Here is a 16,811-nt window from a genome sequence, read left to right on the forward strand (position 1 = left end):
GCGGAAGGACTACGACATGCGGGCGAGACGGGCCCGCACGATGCAGAAGGCGCCGTACAGCGCGAAGCCGACGCCGACCGCCCCGAGGATGAGGCGGCCGAACGGCAGGGTGAGGAGACTGTGCAGGGCGGCGTCGAGCCCCGCGGCGCGCTCCGGATCCTGCGTCACAGCGGCCACCACGAACAGCACGCCGGTGACTCCCACCGCGATGCCCTTGCCGACGTAGCCCACGATGCCGAGGGCCATCACTCCGGCTCGGGCGGCTCCGGTCGGCACGTCGATGAGCTTGCGGAACGAGCGCATGACCCCGCCGACGATGAAGCCGATGCCGACACCGATGACGCTGAGACCGATCACCACGAGCAGCGCCACCCCGCCGGGCGCGGACAGGACCACCTGGCTCAGGGTCTTCGAGGCGTCGGAGGACTCCGCCCGGCCGCCCACGGCGTAGATGAGCGCCAGTCCGGCGATCACGAGGTACGTGCCGGAGATGCCGAAGAGCTTGAGACGCTTGCCCCACTTCTTCGTCTCGGCGGGGTCGGCGGCGAGGAACCCGCTCGCCACCTGCCACACGGCGAGCGCGAGGAGGCCCACGGCGATCGCGAGCAGCAGCAGTCCCCCGACCGGGTTGTTGCGCACCTGCTCCATCGCGCCGTCCTGGTCGGCGTCACCCGACCCGCCCGCGGCGATCGTGATGGCGATCGCGCCGATGATGATGTGGATGACGCCGAGGACGACGAAACCCGCGCGGGCGGTCCGCCGGAACGCGGTGGAGTCCTTCGCCACACGCGCCGCATGCTTGACGGTGCTCATGCTCGAAGAGTATCCGCCGCGGGCGGTCGGAATCAGGGGGTTGCTTTCCGGACGCGCGGTGCGGAAGCGCTCAGGTGATCCGCTCCACCGGCTGCCGCAGGATGGTACGCAGCTTCTCCGGGGCCGTCCGGCGACGGTCACTGAGATAGATCTCGTGGTGCCGACCGCGCATCCGCAACCCGTTCTCCGGGACGAACCGCTCGTGCAGCTCCTCCAGCACGGGGCCCTCATCGTCGAACGGTCCGACGTGCAGCGTCTGCACGCACAGCCCCTCGGCTAGCACCCCCCGCCGGACCGCGGCCAGCGCCGGGAGCTCCTCCCCCTTCTTCGCGCTCTTCGCCGCGACCGTCTCGACGGCACGGTCGAAGAGGACGGGAGTGACGTGGTCGCCGACCATGATCATCAGCGTCCAGAGCCAGGTCGACTTGTCGCGTCGGGTGGTGAAGGACGCCATGTCCGGCGCGTGCCACAGGCCTTCCAGGGGCATCACGACCTGATCGACGCCGAGCTCGGCACGGCTGGCGAACTTGAGCGTGTACGCCAGCGGGTAGAGGGCCGCGACCGCGTCGAAGAACGCCGGCGCGGTGTTCGGATCGCCGGCGCCGTCGACCATCAGATAGGTCAGTGGCGGCACCTCGAGGATCCGGAAGGTCCCCCGTTTCGCCTGGTACGCATCGAGCGTCTTCTTTGGATCGGTCGCCGTCATGGCCTGCCCCGCTTCGTCGTCGTGCGGTCAGTGTGCCCCAGGGCACCGACATCGGGTCGAGCCCCACGGGCCCGACCCGATCCACGGTCAGCTCTGCTCGACGGGGAGCCAGAGCTCACAGGAGGCCGTGTCGCCGGTGAACTCCCGGTAGCGGACGATCGAGGGCCCGGGTCGCAGCCGCCACGGGTTCGACGGGAACCACTCGGTCGCCGTCGCCGCCCACAGATTCTGCAGAGTCTCCGGGAAGGGGCCGCTCGCGCCGAACACGGCCCACGTGCCCTCCGCCACGCGCAGGGTGTCGAGCTCGTCCGGAACCGCGGTGTCGTCGCGCACGGCCACCCCGTGCAGGTAGGTCAGCGGCGTCCCCTCCGGGGCATCCGGATCGATGTCGGCGGTCACGGCGAGGATGCCCGCGGGCTCCTCGTTGCCGAGCGCCTTGAGGCGGGCGTGCTCCTCCGGCGGGATGGCGGCGATGTGCGCCTGGATGTGCGGATTGACGCCGACGTGGATGAGCGGGACCTCCGCGGCATGACCGACGAGGGCGAACGCGGGGCGGTGGGTGATGGTGACATCCATCGGGGTGCTCCCTTCGACGCTCAGGCGGAACCGGAGCGTAGGTTGTGTGTGGAGAGGACCCCCGTGCCGACGCGCGTCCGCCGGCCCGATGCCGTGCACGGCGCGGAACGCCCGGGCGAACGCCTCGGTCGAGCCGTAGCCGTGCCGAACGGCGACATCGAGCAGACTCGGTGCACCGGCGGCGAGCTCCGCACCCGCGAGCGTCATCCGACGACGCCGCACGTATTCGGTCAACGGCACCCCGGCGAGCGCCGAGAACATCCGGCGCAGGTGGTACTCGGTGGTGCCGTGCGCGCGGGCGAACGCGGCGACGTCGATCTCCTGACCGCTGTCCGCGTCGACGAGGTCGACCAGGGCGTTGAGCGTGCCGATCACGGGGGTCCTCCTTCCCCACCATCGTGTCGCCGCAGCCCTCCCGGCACCCGATCGTCCCGGTCCGATGCGATCGGGTCGGAGCTCAGAGCTCGGTCGGCACCGCCGGCTCGGCGTCCTCCACCTCGGGGTGCCGAGCGAGGTTCACGACGGCGGCGATGAGGCCGCCCCACACCGTGACCATGGCGATGATCATCATGACGATCGCAGTGGTGGTCATGCCCCCGCTCCCTTCGTCTGCGCAGCCGGGACGGCGATGCTCGTCGTCTCCGGATCGGCGGCGTACTCCTCCTGGTCCAGGAAGTCGTCGTAGCCGACGTCGTCCTTGGCGCGGGAGCGCCTGCTCCACGGCACCAGCGACAGCAGTACTCCGCCGACCACCAACGCGATGACCATGCCCCAGCCGAACACGCCGAGGAACCAGCCGGGGTAGCCGCTGTACGGCTCGGCGATCTTCGTCAGGAGTTCGGTGATCAGCAGGTACCCGAGCACGAGCGGGGCCAGCACGCCCACGAGCAGGCGCCAGAGGAGGCCGACGCGGAAGCTCGAACGGCGGTTCAGGTGCTCCTGCAGCTGCGGCAGCTTGTGCAGCACCCAGGCCACGACGATCACCGCGACGAGGGCGACCGCCATGATGCCGAAGGCGTTGACGAACGCATCGGTGGTGTCGAGCACCGACAGCGCGGTGGTGGTGGAGAACAGCGCGGCGGAGATGATCGCCAGCGGGATCGAGACGACGAGGGTGGTGCGCACCCGCGCCCAGCCGAGCTTGTCCTGCAGCGCCGCGACGATCACCTCCAGGATCGAGATCATCGAGGTGATCCCCGCGAAGACGAGGGCGCCGAAGAACAGCACGCCGATGATCGACCCGCCGGTCGCCTGGGACACGATCGTCGGGAACGCGACGAAGGCGAGGCCGATGCCCGAGGTCGCGACGCCGGAGACATCCGTGCCCTGCGCCTGTGCCATGAACCCGAGGGCCGCGAACACGCCGATGCCGGCGAGGATCTCGAAGCCGGAGTTGGCGAACGCGACCACGAGGCCCGAGCCGGTGAGGTCGGTCTTGCGCTTCAGGTACGAGGCGTAGGTCACCATGATGCCGAAAGCGACGGACAGCGAGAAGAAGATGTGCCCGTAGGCGGAGGCCCACACGGCCGGGTCGGCGAGTGCCTCCCAGTTCGGCGTGAAGAAGGCGTTGAGACCGTCCAGGGCGCCGGGAAGGAAGAGGGCCTGCACCACGAGCACGGCGAACATGAGGGTGAGCAGCGGCATCAGGATCATGTTGGCGCGCCCGATGCCGCGCTTGACGCCGAGGGCCATGATGACGATGACGATCAGCCACACCGCGATCAGCGGCAGGCCCACCTGCGGCACGAACTCCCCGGACAGACCGACCTCCGCGACATCGGCCGACTGCAGGAAGTCGACGAAGAAGAAGTCGTTCTCGTTGCCCGCTCCCCAGGTGAGCTGGGCCGAGAACCAGGTGTACATGCCGGCCCAGGCGACGATCACGGCGTAGTACACCGCGATGACGACGCAGATCAGCACCTGCCACCACCCCAGCGGTTCGGCGGCCCGGTGCAGGCGTCGGAACGCGAGCGGCGCGGAGCCCCGGAACCGGTGGCCGATCGCGTAGTCCAGGAACAGCAGCGGGATGCCGGCCGTCAGCAGCGCGCACAGATACGGGATGAGGAACGCACCGCCGCCGCCCTCGTAGGCGACGTACGGGAAGCGCCAGATGTTCCCGAGACCCACGGCCGAGCCGATCGCCGAGAGGATGAACACGTTCCGCGAGCCGAAGGCCTCGCGCTGCGGCGTCTGGGTGGGTCTAGGCATGCCCGCGAGGATACCGGAAGCCATGGGCCCCGGCGAGTGACGCGCTCGGGTCAGAGCATCGCCGTCAGCACGCCCCCATCCGCCCGCAGCGCGGCGCCGTTCGTCGCGGAGGCCCGGACGCTGGAGAGGTAGACGACGAGGTCCGCGACCTCGGTCGGATCGAGGAAGCGCTCCAGGAGTGTGGTCGTGTTCTGTCCGATGATCGCCTCTTTCATCACGTCCACGGAGACGGACTGGGCTGCTGCGACGGCGGCGACGCTCGCCGCGACGCCCTCCGAGTAGGTCGGGCCACCCAGGACGGTGTTGACCGTCACGCCGGTGCCGCGGGTGAGCTTGGCCAACCCGTTGCCGAGGGCGATCATCGCCGCCTTCGTCACGCCGTAGTGCACCATGTCGGCCGGGACGTTCACGCCGGACTCGCTGCTGACCAAGACGATGCGTCCCCAGCCCCGTTCCCGCATCCCCGGCAGGAGAGCCCGGGAGAGGCGCACTCCGCTCATCACGTTCACCTCGAAGTAGCGCGCCCAGTCCTCATCGGTGATGTCCGCGAAGTCGGCGAGTCCGAAGAGACCGACGTTGTTGACGAGGATGTCCACCTGACCGAGCTTCTCCGTCAATGCGGCCACCTGGTCGGGATCGGTGAAGTCCGCGGCGATCCCGGAGACGGCCGCACCGGGATGCGCGAGGGCCACGGCGGCGACCGCCGCGTCGACGCGTCCCTCGTCACGACCGTTGATCACGACATCGACCCCCTCGGCAGCGAGAGCGGACGCGACCGCATAGCCGATCCCCTGGCTCGACCCGCTGATGAACGCCCTCTTGCCGCGCAGCCCCAGTTCCATCCGTCTCCCTCTCGCTTCAGCGGACCTCCCGCATGACTTGCCTGCGCAAGTCATACTAGCCACTGTTCACTTTCCTAAGCAAGCGAAGAGCATGGCTCAACCGCTACGGTGGAGGAATGTCGCCGCTCTCCCCCGCCCCCTTGAACGCCGAAGAGATGGACGTCTGGTCGGCACTCGCGACGCTCCTCGAACGGCTCCCGGCGGCCCTCGACGCGCAGTTGCAGCGGGACAGCGGACTCACCCACTTCGAGCACGGGATCCTCTTCGCCCTCGATTCGGCGCCGGAGCGCACCCTCCGCCTCAGCGTCCTCGCCGGCTACGCGAACAGCACGCTGTCCCGGCTCTCCCGCGCCATCACTCGCCTGGAGGCGAAAGGCTGGGTCCGACGCGAAGTCGACGCGGAGGACGGGCGCTTCACCCTCGGCATCCTCACCGACGCCGGCCATCGGAAGGTCGAGGAGTCGACTCCCGCCCACCAGGCCCTCATCCGCCGCGTCGTCTTCGATGCCCTCACACCGGCGCAGGCGCGGCAGCTCGGTGCGGCCAGCCGGAAGATCTCCGCCGCACTCTCCCCCGATCCGACCTGGATGCCCGGGACGCAGGCGTGAGGAGGACAGCCCCCGCAGCCGCGAACACGAAAGCCCCGGCGAGCGGACTCGTCGGGGCTTCTCCGTGCGGAGACGAGGGGATTTGAACCCCTGGTCCCCGTGAGGGGACTCCACCTTAGCAGGGTGGTGCACTAGGCCGGACTATGCGACGTCTCCAGGCATCCGGCTCGAGAGCACGGATGCACCCCACCATCATAACGGGTCCGACGCGTGGTCACGAACCGCCGGTCTCGGACGCTCCCCGGCGCGGGCCGGCCGCCCTGCGATACTGGCCGCACGTTGCGAGGGCCCGCCCCCGCGGACGCGAGAGGAGACGCCATGTCCGAGCCATCGGGAGCGCACGTCCGCGCGGGGTTCGCCGCCCCGGCCGACCCGAGGCGCGGCGCCCTCGGCTATGCCACGGTGCTCGCCCTCCTCATCGTCTCGTACGGACTGTGCGCGGCCCAGCCCGGCACGGTTCCCAGCCCCTGGGCGTTCCTGGCGATGCTGGTCACGGTCGCGATCGTGTTCCGCGTGACCAGGGCCCGCGCCCTCGTGCAGCGGGTGTCGTGGGTCGTGCTCTCGGCCGCCGGGCTCGCTGCCCTCCTCGCGGCGTTCTTCGCCACGGACAGTCCGGCCCTCGCCGTCGCCCTCTCCGCCGCCTCCATGATCGCGCTGCTGGTCGCGCCGTGGGCCATCATCGCGCACCAGGTCACCCGCCGAGGCCTCGACGTCGAGGCCCTCCTGGCCGCCGTGACGGCCTACATCCTCGTGGGCATGTTCTTCGCCTTCGTCTACAACCTGCTGTCCCTGCTGCTGCCGACCCCGCTGTTCGGCGATGCGGCGAGCGATTCGCTCGGCAATCAGCTCTTCTTCTCGTTCACCGCCCTGACGACGACGGGCTACGGCAACCTCGTCCCCGTCGGATCGGGCGTGCAGGCGGTGGCCATCGCCGAGGGGATCACCGGGCAGCTCTTCCTCATCACCGCCGTGGCGCGCATCATGCGGGGCGCCAGCGCCCAGCGCTCCACGCCGACGCCGGCCTGACCGCGGTCACTCCCCGGTGGTCGAGCGGCGGGCGACGAGCTCCGGCCGGAACAGCACGTGCTCCGGCGCGGGCGCCACGTCGTCCTGGCCCCGCAGCAGCAGGTCGACCGCGGTGGAGCCGATCAGCGCGGCCGGCTGCCGCACCGAGCTGAGCGGGATCACGGCGGCCGCGGCGAAGTCGATGTCGTCGTAGCCGACGAGCGCGATGTCCTCGGGGACCCGGGCATCGCCGGTCATCACCAGGCTCTGCAGGAGGCCGAGGGCCAGGAGATCGTTCGCCGCGAAGACGGCGTCCGGCCGGTCCCCCGCGGCACGGTCGAGGATCTGCGCACCGGCGCGCCGCCCCTCCTCGACGGTGAGCGCGGAGGTCGCGATGAACTCCAGCCCGACCCCTGCCGCAGCCGCCGCGGCCTGCGCGCCGCTCAGGCGATCGGAGACCTGGCGCAGCGCGACCGGGCCGCCGACGAAGGCGATCCGGCGACGGCCGACCGCGAGCAGGTGCTCCGTCGCGATGCGCCCGCCCTCCACGTCGTCGACGGCGACGGAGGCGAACCGCTCATCCTGCGATTCCCGGTCGACGAGGACGGCGTGCGTACCGCGCTCATGCATCCGCACCAGCCGCGGCAGTGACTCCGCCACCGGGGTGACGAGCACACCCGTCACCCGCTGCTCCTCGAAGAGGTCCAGGTGCATCGCCTCGCGCTCCTGCTTCTCGTCGCTGTTCGCGACGAGGACGGAGAGTCCGTGCTGGTCGGCGCGCTCCTCGGCCCCGCGGATCACCTCGGCGAAGAACGGGTTCCGGATGTCGAGCACGACGAGCCCGATCGTGCGGCTGCGCCCGGCACGGAGCTGCCGCGCCGCGTCGTTGCGCACGAACCCGAGACGGTCGATGGACGCCTGTACGCGAGCGACGGTCTCCGCGGCCACCTTCTCCGGCCGATTGAGCACGTTCGACACGGTCCCGACGGAGACACCCGCGTCCTCGGCGACCTCCCGCACACTGACGGCCATCGCGCCCTCCCTCCGGTTCCCGCCGCTGAAACGACTCATCCGCGGGGATCGCCTCAGACTCTCACGCCGTATTGACACGCGTCAACACAGCCCCTAGTCTCAACTCCATCAGGGTTTGAAACGATTCATTCCCTCAATGGAGAGAGAAATGATGTCCTCACCCACGACGGCGCCCGTGCTCGAGCTCGCCGACGTCCAGAAGGCCTTCGGGTCGGTGATCGCCCTGCGCTCCGGCACCATCGCCGTCCACCCCGGTTCCATCCATGCGCTCGTCGGCGAGAACGGTGCCGGCAAGTCGACCCTCGTGAAGATCGTCGCCGGTCTCTACCAGCGCGACGGCGGAGTCTTCCGCCTCCGCGGCGAGGACGTCGACTTCACCTCGACCGCGCAGTCGAAGGCCGCCGGCGTCGCGGTGATCTACCAGGAGCCGACACTCTTCGCCGACCTCTCCGTCACCGAGAACATCTTCATGGGCCGCCAGCCGGTCGGGCGGTTCGGACGGATCGATCGCAAGGCCATGCGCCACGAGGTCGAGCGCCTCTTCACCCGCCTCGGCGTCACGATCGACCCCGACCGTCCCGCCGAGGGCCTGTCGATCGCGGACCAGCAGGTCATCGAGATCGCCAAGGCCGTCTCCCTCGACGCCACGCTGCTCATCATGGACGAGCCCACCGCGGCACTGTCCGGCGTCGAGGTGGAGCGTCTGTTCGCGATCGCCCGGAGCCTGCGCGACGAGGGCCGCGGCCTCATCTTCATCTCGCATCGGTTCGACGAGGTGTTCGCGCTCTGCGACACCGTGACGGTCATGCGGGACGGCGCGTACATCGCGACCTCCGCCATCGCCGAGACCACCGTGGACGAGCTCGTCCATCAGATGGTGGGTCGCGAGGTGTCCGAGCTGTTCCCGAAGCAGGAGGCGACGATCGGCGAACCGTTGCTCGAGGTCGAGGGGCTGACCAGCCCCGGCCTCTTCCACGACATCTCCTTCTCCGTCCGCGCCGGCGAGATCGTCGGACTGGCCGGCCTCGTCGGCGCCGGACGCAGCGAGGTCGCCCGCGCCGTCTTCGGCGTGGACGGGTACCGCGAGGGCAGCGTGCACATGAAGGGGCGCCGTATCCGCGCCCGGCGCCCGGTGGACGCCATGCGCGCCGGGCTCGCCCTCGTCCCCGAGGATCGCCGCAAGCAGGGCCTCGTCATCGAAGCCGGCGTCGGTGGGAACATCACCCTCGCGATCCGTCGGCGCCTCGCCCGCCTCGGCCTGCTCACCACGGCGATGGAGAACCGTGCCGCCCGGGAGTGGGCCTCGCGGTTGGAGGTGAAGACGCACGCGCTCGACACCGTCGCCGCCACGCTCTCCGGCGGCAACCAGCAGAAGGTCGTGCTCGCGAAGTGGCTCGCGACGCAGCCGCAGGTGCTCCTCATCGACGAGCCCACCCGCGGCATCGACGTCGGCACCAAGTCCGAGGTGCACCGTCTGCTGTCCCAGCTCGCCGGTCAGGGCATGGGGATCCTGATGATCTCGTCCGAGCTGCCCGAGGTCCTCGGCATGGCCGACCGCGTGCTCGTGATGCGCGAGGGTCGCATCACGGCCGAGATCCCCCGCTCGGAGGCCACCTCCGAGAACGTCATGTTCGCCGCGACGCACGCATCGGAGCTCAGCTCGTGACCACCGCCATCCCCGTCTCCGCGCTCACCAAGCGCATCTCCGGTCTCGGCAGAGCCCGCGAGTTCGGCATCCTCCTGGCCCTCGTGCTCGTGGTGACCGCCGCGACCCTCAACAACCCCAAGTTCTTGTTCAGCGCCGACGGCTGGCGCGACCTGCTGCTGACGCCCTCGATCCTCGTGCTCGTCGCGGTGGGACAGGCCATCGTCCTCATCACGCGCAACGTCGACCTGTCCGTGGGGTCCGTGATGGGTCTGACCGCCTACCTGACCGGACGACTCTTCATCGACATCCCGGGCATCCCGATCGTGCTGGTCGTGGTCGCCGCCGTGGTGCTCGGCGCCCTCCTCGGCCTCATCAACGGCGCCCTCGTCGCGTACGCCAAGGTGCCGGCGATGGTCATCACCCTCGGCACCCTCTACGCCTACCGCGGCATCAACGTGCTGTGGACCGGCAGCGACCGCGTGAACGCGTCCGACATGCCGCGCGACTTCCTGGCCCTGGGCACGGGCCAGCTCCTCGGCATCCCGATCCTCGCGATCGTCGCGGTCCTCGTGCTCGCCGTCGCCGCCTGGTACATGAAGAACACCCGTGGCGGCCGGGAGTTCTACGCGATCGGCTCCGACCCGGCGGCGGCCGAGCTGTACGGCCTGCGTGTCACCCGCCGCGTGCTCACCGCTTTCGTCCTGTCGGGGGCCCTCGCCGGACTCGCCGGCGTCTTCTACGCGGCCCGCTACGGCACCATCAACTCCCAGGCGGGAGCGGGATGGGAGCTGGACGCGGTGGGCGCGGCCGTCATCGGCGGCGTCGCGATCACCGGCGGCATCGGCTCGGTCTGGGGTGCGGCGATCGGCGCCGTCCTCCTGCTGACCATCAACCGGGCGCTGCCGATCCTCGGCATCCCCGACTTCTGGCAGCGTGCCGTCGTCGGCCTGCTCATCATCGGCGCCATCGTGCTCGACCGCGTGCTCGCGGTACGGCAGAGACGGCGTCTCATCGAGGCGAGGGACGAATCATGACCACCGCGACCGTCACCGCGACCACCCGCGTCATCCGCGACTACGACAAGCCCCTGTGGCGTCGCCTCCTGCTCACCCGCGAGGCCGCGATCGTGGGTCTGCTCCTGCTCGTCGCGATCGTCTCGGCGTCCAGCATCCGCGGGTTCGGACAGCCCATCACGCTGACCTACCTGCTGCTCGACATCGCCCCGATCCTGCTGATCGCCCTGCCGATGACCCTCATCATGATCACCGGTGAGATCGACCTCTCGGTGGGCAGCATGGTCGGACTGTCCAGCGTCGTCACCGGCGCGCTGGTGCAGGCGGGGATCCCTTTCGAGCTCGCGGCCCTCGCCGCCCTCGTCGTGGGCGTGGTCGGCGGAGCGTTCAACGGCTTCCTCGTGACAGTCGTCGGCCTGCCCTCGCTCGCCGTCACGATCGGCACGCTCGCGCTCTTCCGCGGCCTCGCCGTCGGGCTGCTCGGCACGGCGGCCGTCACCGACTTCCCGGAGTTCTGGACGGCTCTCGCCAAGGCGAAGATCACGGGGACCCCGATCCCCGTCATCACGATCCCGTTCCTCGTGCTCGTCGCGGTCTTCTCGGTCCTGCTGCACTTCACGCCGTTCGGCCGCGGGGTGTACGCGATCGGTCTGTCGAAGGACGCGGCGCACTTCTCCGGTGTGCACGTCGAGCGCACGAAGCTCATTCTGTTCGTGCTGTCCGGGGCGGTCGCCGCGTTCGCCGGCATCTTCTACACGCTCCGCTACGGCAGCGCCCGCGGCGACAACGCCACCGGCCTCGAGCTCCAGGTCATCGCGGCCGTCGTGCTCGGCGGCGTGTCGGTGTTCGGCGGTCGCGGCAAGATCTACGGCGTCATCGCCGCCGCCTTCCTCATCGGAGCGCTCGCGAGTGCACTCCGCCTGGTGAACGTCACCTCCGACGTCATCAACATCATCACCGGCACGCTCCTCGTGATCTCGGTGGTGGCCGCAAGCTTCCTGGCCTGGCTGCAGAAGGCACGCCGCCGACCGGGCAGACCCCCCGCCGGTGCCGCCACAGCGACGAAGGCACCGATGGACGCCGCATCCGCGGCATCTCCCGACGAAAGGAACGAACAATGACGTTTGCACGCAAGCGTGTCACCGCCTTCGCCGCCCTCGCGGTGGCGGCGGCGGTCGCACTCACCGGCTGCGCCGGCTCCACCGACGGCGGAGGAGACGGCGGCGGCGACGGGTCGGACGCCTCGATCACCTTCCTGCCCAAGAACCTCGGCAACCCGTACTTCGACACGTCCAGCGAGGGCGGCAAGAAAGCCGTCGAGGAGTTCGGCGGCACGTTCTCCGAGGTCGGCCCGGCCGAGGCCACGCCCGACGCCCAGGTCAGCTACATCAACACGGCCACGCAGCAGGGAGTCGGCGCCCTCGTCGTCTCGGCCAACGACCCGCAGGCCATCTGCGACGCGTTGAACGAGGCCAGGGACGCCGGCGTCAAGGTCGTCACCTTCGACTCCGACACCAACACCGACTGCCGCGACCTGTTCATCAACCAGGCCGACTCCGAAGGCATCGCGAAGGTGCAGATCGACCTCATCGCCGAGCAGATCGGCGGCGCCGGGGAGATCGCCATCCTCTCCGCCTCGGCCAACGCCACGAACCAGAACGCCTGGATCGAGCTGATGGAGGAGTACGTCGCCAGCGAGTACCCCGACATCACGATCGTGGAGACGGTCTACGGCGACGATGACGACCAGACGTCGTTCGACAAGACGGCCGCGCTGCTGCAGACCCACCCCGACCTCAAGGGCATCGTCTCGCCCACCACGGTCGGCATCGCCGCCGCGGCGCGCTACCTGTCGACGTCCGACTTCAAGGGCCAGGTCGCGCTGACCGGCCTCGGCACGCCCAACCAGATGCGCGAGTACGTGGAGGACGGCACCGTCACCGCCTTCGCGCTGTGGAACCCGGCCGACCTCGGCTACCTGGCCGCCTACGCCGCGCAGGCCCTGATCGCGGGTGACATCACCGGTGAGGAAGGCGACACCTTCGAGGCCGGCGACCTCGGCGAGTACACCGTCGGCGCCGACGGCGTCGTCCTGCTGGGCGACCCGTTCGTGTTCGACGCCGACAACATCGGCGACTTCGACTTCTGAGTCGCCCTCCGGCCGGCGCTCCCCGCGGGCGCCGGCCGGACCTCCGAGAGGAATCGCATGACCCGCGTCGCCTTCCAGCTCCAGGTGAAGCCCGAGCTGCTGTCCGAGTACCTCGCCCGCCACACGCCGGTGCGTCCCGAGATGCTCCGCGAGATCGCGGCCGCCGGCCGGCGCGACTACAGTCTCTTCCTCGGTGCCGGCGGCGTGCTCTTCGGCTACTACGAGACCGATGACGATGCGGCCGCGCAGGCCTACCTCGCCGCCTCCCCCGTCGCCGCACGCTGGGAAGCCGAGATGGCCCCCTTCTTCCTCGACCTCGACGGCCGTCCCGATCAGGCCGCCACCCCTCTCACCGAGGTGTTCCACCTCGAAGACCAGCTCGCCGCCGCCGGCGAGAGCGCCACACCCGCCACCGACAACGAAGGCCGTGCATCGTGAGCATCCTCACCCCCGACATCCTCGCCGCGCTCGAGAAGCAGAGCATCGAGCTGCCCAGCTGGGCGTTCGGCAACTCCGGGACCCGGTTCAAGGTGTTCAGCACTCCCGGCACGCCCCGCGACCCGTACGAGAAGATCGCGGACGCCGCGCAGGTCCACGCCCACACCGGGCTCGCCCCGACCGTGGCGCTGCACATCCCGTGGGACCTCGTCGACTCGTTCGACGACCTGCGACGTCACGCCGAGGACCAGGGCGTCTCCCTCGGCACCGTGAACTCCAACACCTTCCAGGACGACGACTACAAGTTCGGCGCCCTCACCCACGAGGATGCGGCCGTCCGCCGCAAGGCCATCGATCACCACCTGGCCTGCATCGACGTCATGGACGCGACCGGCAGCCGCGACCTGAAGATCTGGCTCGCGGAGGGCTCGAACTATCCCGGGCAAGCGGATCTGCGCGGGCGGCAGGATCGGCTGCACGATTCTCTGCAGCAGATCTACGCGCGCCTCGGCGACCACCAGCGCCTCGTGCTCGAGTACAAGTTCTTCGAGCCCGCGTTCTACCACACCGACGTGCCGGACTGGGGGACGTCCTACGTGCAGGTGACCGCCCTCGGTGACAAGGCGATGGTCTGCCTCGACACCGGTCACCACGCGCCGGGCACCAACATCGAGTTCATCGTCATGCAGCTGCTGCGCCTCGGGAAGCTCGGCTCGTTCGACTTCAACTCCCGCTTCTACGCGGACGACGACCTCATCGTGGGTGCCGCCGACCCGTTCCAGCTGTTCCGGATCCTGTTCGAGGTGATCCGGGGCGGAGGGCTGAACAACCCCGACGTCGCGTTCATGCTGGACCAGTGCCACAACATCGAGGACAAGATCCCCGGACAGATCCGCTCCGTGCTGAACGTGCAGGAGATGACAGCGCGTGCGCTGCTCGTCGACCGCGAAGCCCTGACGACCGCTCAGCGCAGCGGGGACGTGCTGACGGCGAACGCCGTCTTCATGGACGCCTTCTCCACCGACGTCCGTCCGGCGCTGGCCGAATGGCGAGAGGGACGGGGTCTCCCCGCCGACCCGATGGCGGCCTACGCGGCCTCCGGGTACGGGCAGCGGATCGCGGAGGAGCGCGTGGGCGGCGTGCAGGCCGGCTGGGGGGCCTGAGCCTGACCGGAGGACGCCCGCCCCGTGCCGTCAGCAGTGCGCCGTGTACTGCTCTCGGATGAGGGCGTGGTGATCGACCGGGAACGTCTGCGCCTGCGCGTCATCCCAGGATGGGCGCGCGCCGGTGAGGGCCCAGGCGGCCTGGACCGCGGCACCCCTGGCCACGGCCTCCTCGACTCCCGGCACCTCCACCGGGATGTCGAAGACCTGCGCGGCGATCCGGCCGACGGCCGGATTCCGGGCGGCTCCCCCGATCAGCAGCACCCGGGTGGCGCCCACCTCGCACCGTCTGATCGCATCGAGCCCCTCGGCGAGGCTGCACAGCAGCCCCTCGACGGCGGCGCGGGCGAGAGTCTCGCGTCGCGTCGACGCGAGGGACATCCCGAACAGCGTCGCCGTCGCATCCGGCAGGTTGGGCGTCCGCTCACCCTCGAAGTAGGGCTGCAGCACCAGGCCTCTGGCGCCGGGCGGCGCCGCCAGGGCGAGGCGGGCGAGCTCCTCGTGTCCGACGCCCAGCAGCCCGGCGATCGCATCGAGCACGCGCGCCGCGTTCAGTGTGGCGACGAGAGGCAGATAGTGCCCGCTGCCGTCGGCGAAGCCCGCCACGACGCCGCTCGGGTCTCGGATCGCCTGTTCGGCGACGGCGAAGACCGTGCCGCTGGTGCCGATCGATATCACCGCGTCGCCGGGAGTGGCCCCGAGGCCGAGCGCGCCACCGGCGTTGTCGCCGAGGCCGGCTCCGACGACGAGACCGGCGGGCGTGGTCCCCATCCGCTCATCGGGGGCGAGCACCCGGGGAACGACGGGGACGCTTCCGAAGGCGCGGGCCAGGAGGTCCAGGTCGTAGGCACCGGTCGCCGGGCTCCAGTATGCCGTCCCGCTGGCGTCGGATCGATCGGTCGCGAGCGCGTCGAGGTCGGGGCCGCGCACACTGTCTCCGGCAGGACCATACCCGCGCAACCGCCACGACAACCAGTCGTGCGGGAGCGCGACCGCGGCCACCCGCGCCGCGTTCGCCGGCTCGTGCTCCTGCAGCCAGCGCAGCTTGGCGGCGGTGAAGGAGGCCACCGGTACGACGCCCACGCGTCGCGCGAACTCCTCGGCACCGACTTCCGCGACGAGATCCGCGGCCGCCCCGGCGCTGCGGACGTCATTCCACAGCAGGGCGTCGCGGACGACCTCGCCACGCGCGTCGAGAGCCACGAGACCGTGCTGCTGCGCGGCGACGGAGACGGCTGAGACGTCGTCCAGACCACCCGCGTCGACGATCGCCTCCTGCAGCGCCGCCCACCACGACGCGGGATCGACCTCGGTGCCGGCCGGGTGCGGCGCGCGCCCGGAGCGGATCACCTGCCCGGTGGCGAGATCGTGCACGGTCACCTTGCAGCTCTGCGTGGACGAGTCCACCCCTGCGACGAGGGTCGGCGGCATTCGGATCCTCCTCTGCGAGCGTCCCGGACCGCGGGAGTCTCCCGCGGTCCGGGACGGGGTCATTCGGTCTGGCCCGTGAGCCCCTCGAAGGCGATGTTCCCGGTCGTGAGGTTCTTGTTCGTCATGTCGCTGAGGTTCTCGAGGAACGCCTCACGCTCGGTGACGACGTGGGCGATGGCCTCGTCGACATTGTCCTTCGTGATCGCCGGCATCAGATAGACGGGGTTCTCCTTCACGTCCTCGCCGCGGACGACCGCTGCCGCGTACGCGACGCCGGCCGAGAGCTCGACCGTGCCGTTCTGCAGCGAGGTGCCGATGAAGTCGCCGTTCTTCACGGCCTCCAGACCATCCGCGATCCCGTCGATGCCGACGATCGGCACGTCGGTCATCCCGGCCTCCTTCAGCGCCTGCAACGCCCCGAGGCCCATGTCGTCGTTCTGCGCGATCACGCCGTCGATGTCGTCGCCGAACGCGGAGATCCAGTTGCTCACCTTGTTGACCGCCTCGTCCCGCTTCCAGTTGGCGGTGTCCTTCGCGAGGACCGAGACGTCCGGATACTCGGCGAGGACGTTGTCGATGCCCTGGCCGCGGTTGATCTCGCCGGACCCGCCCAGCGGCCCCTGCAGGATGATCACGTTGCCTTTGCCGCCGAGCGCATCCATCATCATCTGCGCCTCCTGCTCGCCCGCGGCGACGTCGTCCGGCTGCACGGAGCCCGCGAGGTCGTCGCTCGACAGCGAGGCGTTGACGTCGAAGAACGGGATCTCCGCCGCCTTCGCCGCGGCGATCTGCGGCTGCAGCGAGTCGGCCTGCACGGGGATCACCACGATGGCGTCGACGCCCGCGGTGATGTACTGATCGACCTGGCTGGCCTGCGTGTTGACGTCGAGGCCCGCGGAGTTCCACAGGATCTCGATGTTGTTCTCGTCGGCGTACCGCTCGATCCCCTCCTTGCCCTCCGTGACGAACGAGGACATGTCGTAGACGCTGACGCCGATGGTGATGCGCTCTTCCGCGCTCTCGCCGTCGCCGCCGCCGGCGTTCGGGTCGCCGGCGCCGCAGCCGGCGAGGACGAGGGCGGCGACGGAGCTGACGGCGAAAGCCGCGACGATGCGGCTCTTCTTGATGGACATGAGGTTCCTCTCGTGTGTGGAGCGATGAAACAGATGGTGCGGACGG

Annotated in this window: 17 protein-coding genes and 1 tRNA gene; 8 read left to right on the forward strand and 10 right to left on the reverse strand. The window is 70.0% G+C overall.

Features of this window, described 5'->3' with window-relative positions; translation table 11 throughout:
- Nucleotides 1-9: 9 nt before the first annotated feature.
- The 6 genes from AB0N68_RS16500 to AB0N68_RS16525 form a co-directional block, all read right to left on the reverse strand.
- Nucleotides 10-813 (reverse strand): DUF1206 domain-containing protein, encoded by an 804-nt coding sequence (locus AB0N68_RS16500; RefSeq protein WP_187663247.1) that lies wholly within the window; start codon nucleotides 811-813, stop codon nucleotides 10-12.
- A gap of 70 nt (nucleotides 814-883) precedes the next feature.
- Complete coding sequence (locus AB0N68_RS16505; protein ID WP_187663246.1) at nucleotides 884-1,519, reverse strand: GyrI-like domain-containing protein; 636 nt, start codon at nucleotides 1,517-1,519, stop codon at nucleotides 884-886.
- An 87-nt stretch (nucleotides 1,520-1,606) separates the two neighbouring features.
- Entirely contained in the window at nucleotides 1,607-2,470 is an 864-nt protein-coding gene (locus AB0N68_RS16510; RefSeq protein ID WP_292794524.1) for an AraC family transcriptional regulator, read from the reverse strand.
- An 82-nt stretch (nucleotides 2,471-2,552) separates the two neighbouring features.
- Nucleotides 2,553-2,687 (reverse strand): methionine/alanine import family NSS transporter small subunit, encoded by a 135-nt coding sequence (locus AB0N68_RS16515; protein ID WP_187663244.1) that lies wholly within the window; start codon nucleotides 2,685-2,687, stop codon nucleotides 2,553-2,555.
- Entirely contained in the window at nucleotides 2,684-4,303 is a 1,620-nt protein-coding gene (locus tag AB0N68_RS16520; RefSeq protein ID WP_280569294.1) for a sodium-dependent transporter, read from the reverse strand. The genes AB0N68_RS16515 and AB0N68_RS16520 overlap by 4 nt, the downstream gene beginning before the upstream one ends.
- Nucleotides 4,304-4,353: 50 nt before the next feature.
- Nucleotides 4,354-5,145 (reverse strand): SDR family NAD(P)-dependent oxidoreductase, encoded by a 792-nt coding sequence (locus AB0N68_RS16525; protein ID WP_292794520.1) that lies wholly within the window; start codon nucleotides 5,143-5,145, stop codon nucleotides 4,354-4,356.
- A gap of 116 nt (nucleotides 5,146-5,261) precedes the next feature.
- Here AB0N68_RS16525 and AB0N68_RS16530 point away from each other — a divergent pair, with 116 nt between their 5' ends.
- The gene (locus tag AB0N68_RS16530) at nucleotides 5,262-5,753 is read left to right on the forward strand and encodes a MarR family winged helix-turn-helix transcriptional regulator (RefSeq protein WP_187663241.1); all 492 of its coding nucleotides are present in this window, start codon (nucleotides 5,262-5,264) and stop codon (nucleotides 5,751-5,753) included.
- A gap of 67 nt (nucleotides 5,754-5,820) precedes the next feature.
- Here AB0N68_RS16530 and AB0N68_RS16535 read toward each other — a convergent pair.
- A tRNA-Ser gene (locus tag AB0N68_RS16535) sits at nucleotides 5,821-5,909 on the reverse strand.
- A gap of 162 nt (nucleotides 5,910-6,071) precedes the next feature.
- Between AB0N68_RS16535 and AB0N68_RS16540 the strand changes: the two genes are divergently transcribed.
- A complete protein-coding gene (locus tag AB0N68_RS16540; protein WP_187663240.1) occupies nucleotides 6,072-6,779 on the forward strand; it encodes a potassium channel family protein in 708 nt (235 codons plus the stop codon).
- Nucleotides 6,780-6,785: 6 nt separating this feature from the next.
- Here AB0N68_RS16540 and AB0N68_RS16545 read toward each other — a convergent pair whose 3' ends face one another.
- Nucleotides 6,786-7,790, reverse strand: a complete 1,005-nt coding sequence (locus AB0N68_RS16545; protein WP_259953641.1) for a LacI family DNA-binding transcriptional regulator — start codon at nucleotides 7,788-7,790, stop codon at nucleotides 6,786-6,788.
- A 148-nt stretch (nucleotides 7,791-7,938) separates the two neighbouring features.
- Between AB0N68_RS16545 and AB0N68_RS16550 the strand changes: the two genes are divergently transcribed.
- From AB0N68_RS16550 to rhaI, 6 genes are read left to right on the forward strand one after another with little or no spacing between them, the layout of a single operon-like run.
- On the forward strand, nucleotides 7,939-9,456 hold the full coding sequence (locus tag AB0N68_RS16550; protein ID WP_363333118.1) for a sugar ABC transporter ATP-binding protein: 1,518 nt from the start codon (nucleotides 7,939-7,941) through the stop codon (nucleotides 9,454-9,456).
- Nucleotides 9,453-10,472: an ABC transporter permease gene (locus AB0N68_RS16555; RefSeq protein ID WP_232089176.1), complete on the forward strand. Its 1,020-nt coding sequence runs from the start codon at nucleotides 9,453-9,455 to the stop codon at nucleotides 10,470-10,472. Before AB0N68_RS16550 ends, AB0N68_RS16555 begins: the two co-directional genes overlap by 4 nt.
- Entirely contained in the window at nucleotides 10,469-11,572 is a 1,104-nt protein-coding gene (locus AB0N68_RS16560) for an ABC transporter permease (protein ID WP_292794510.1), read from the forward strand. The genes AB0N68_RS16555 and AB0N68_RS16560 overlap by 4 nt, the downstream gene beginning before the upstream one ends.
- Nucleotides 11,569-12,600: a rhamnose ABC transporter substrate-binding protein gene (gene rhaS / locus AB0N68_RS16565; protein WP_187663236.1), complete on the forward strand. Its 1,032-nt coding sequence runs from the start codon at nucleotides 11,569-11,571 to the stop codon at nucleotides 12,598-12,600. Before AB0N68_RS16560 ends, rhaS begins: the two co-directional genes overlap by 4 nt.
- 57 nt (nucleotides 12,601-12,657) lie before the next feature.
- Nucleotides 12,658-13,038, forward strand: a complete 381-nt coding sequence (locus AB0N68_RS16570; protein ID WP_187663235.1) for an L-rhamnose mutarotase — start codon at nucleotides 12,658-12,660, stop codon at nucleotides 13,036-13,038.
- Complete coding sequence (gene rhaI, locus AB0N68_RS16575) at nucleotides 13,035-14,201, forward strand: L-rhamnose isomerase (RefSeq protein WP_280570215.1); 1,167 nt, start codon at nucleotides 13,035-13,037, stop codon at nucleotides 14,199-14,201. The genes AB0N68_RS16570 and rhaI overlap by 4 nt, the downstream gene beginning before the upstream one ends.
- A gap of 30 nt (nucleotides 14,202-14,231) precedes the next feature.
- Here rhaI and xylB read toward each other — a convergent pair whose 3' ends face one another.
- Nucleotides 14,232-15,632: a xylulokinase gene (gene xylB / locus AB0N68_RS16580; RefSeq protein ID WP_280570218.1), complete on the reverse strand. Its 1,401-nt coding sequence runs from the start codon at nucleotides 15,630-15,632 to the stop codon at nucleotides 14,232-14,234.
- A gap of 59 nt (nucleotides 15,633-15,691) precedes the next feature.
- Nucleotides 15,692-16,765 (reverse strand): substrate-binding domain-containing protein, encoded by a 1,074-nt coding sequence (locus AB0N68_RS16585; protein WP_313362690.1) that lies wholly within the window; start codon nucleotides 16,763-16,765, stop codon nucleotides 15,692-15,694.
- Between the last annotated feature and the right edge of the window lie 46 nt (nucleotides 16,766-16,811).

The organism is Microbacterium meiriae, from assembly GCF_040685015.1.
Taxonomy (GTDB): Bacteria; Actinomycetota; Actinomycetes; order Actinomycetales; family Microbacteriaceae; genus Microbacterium; species Microbacterium meiriae.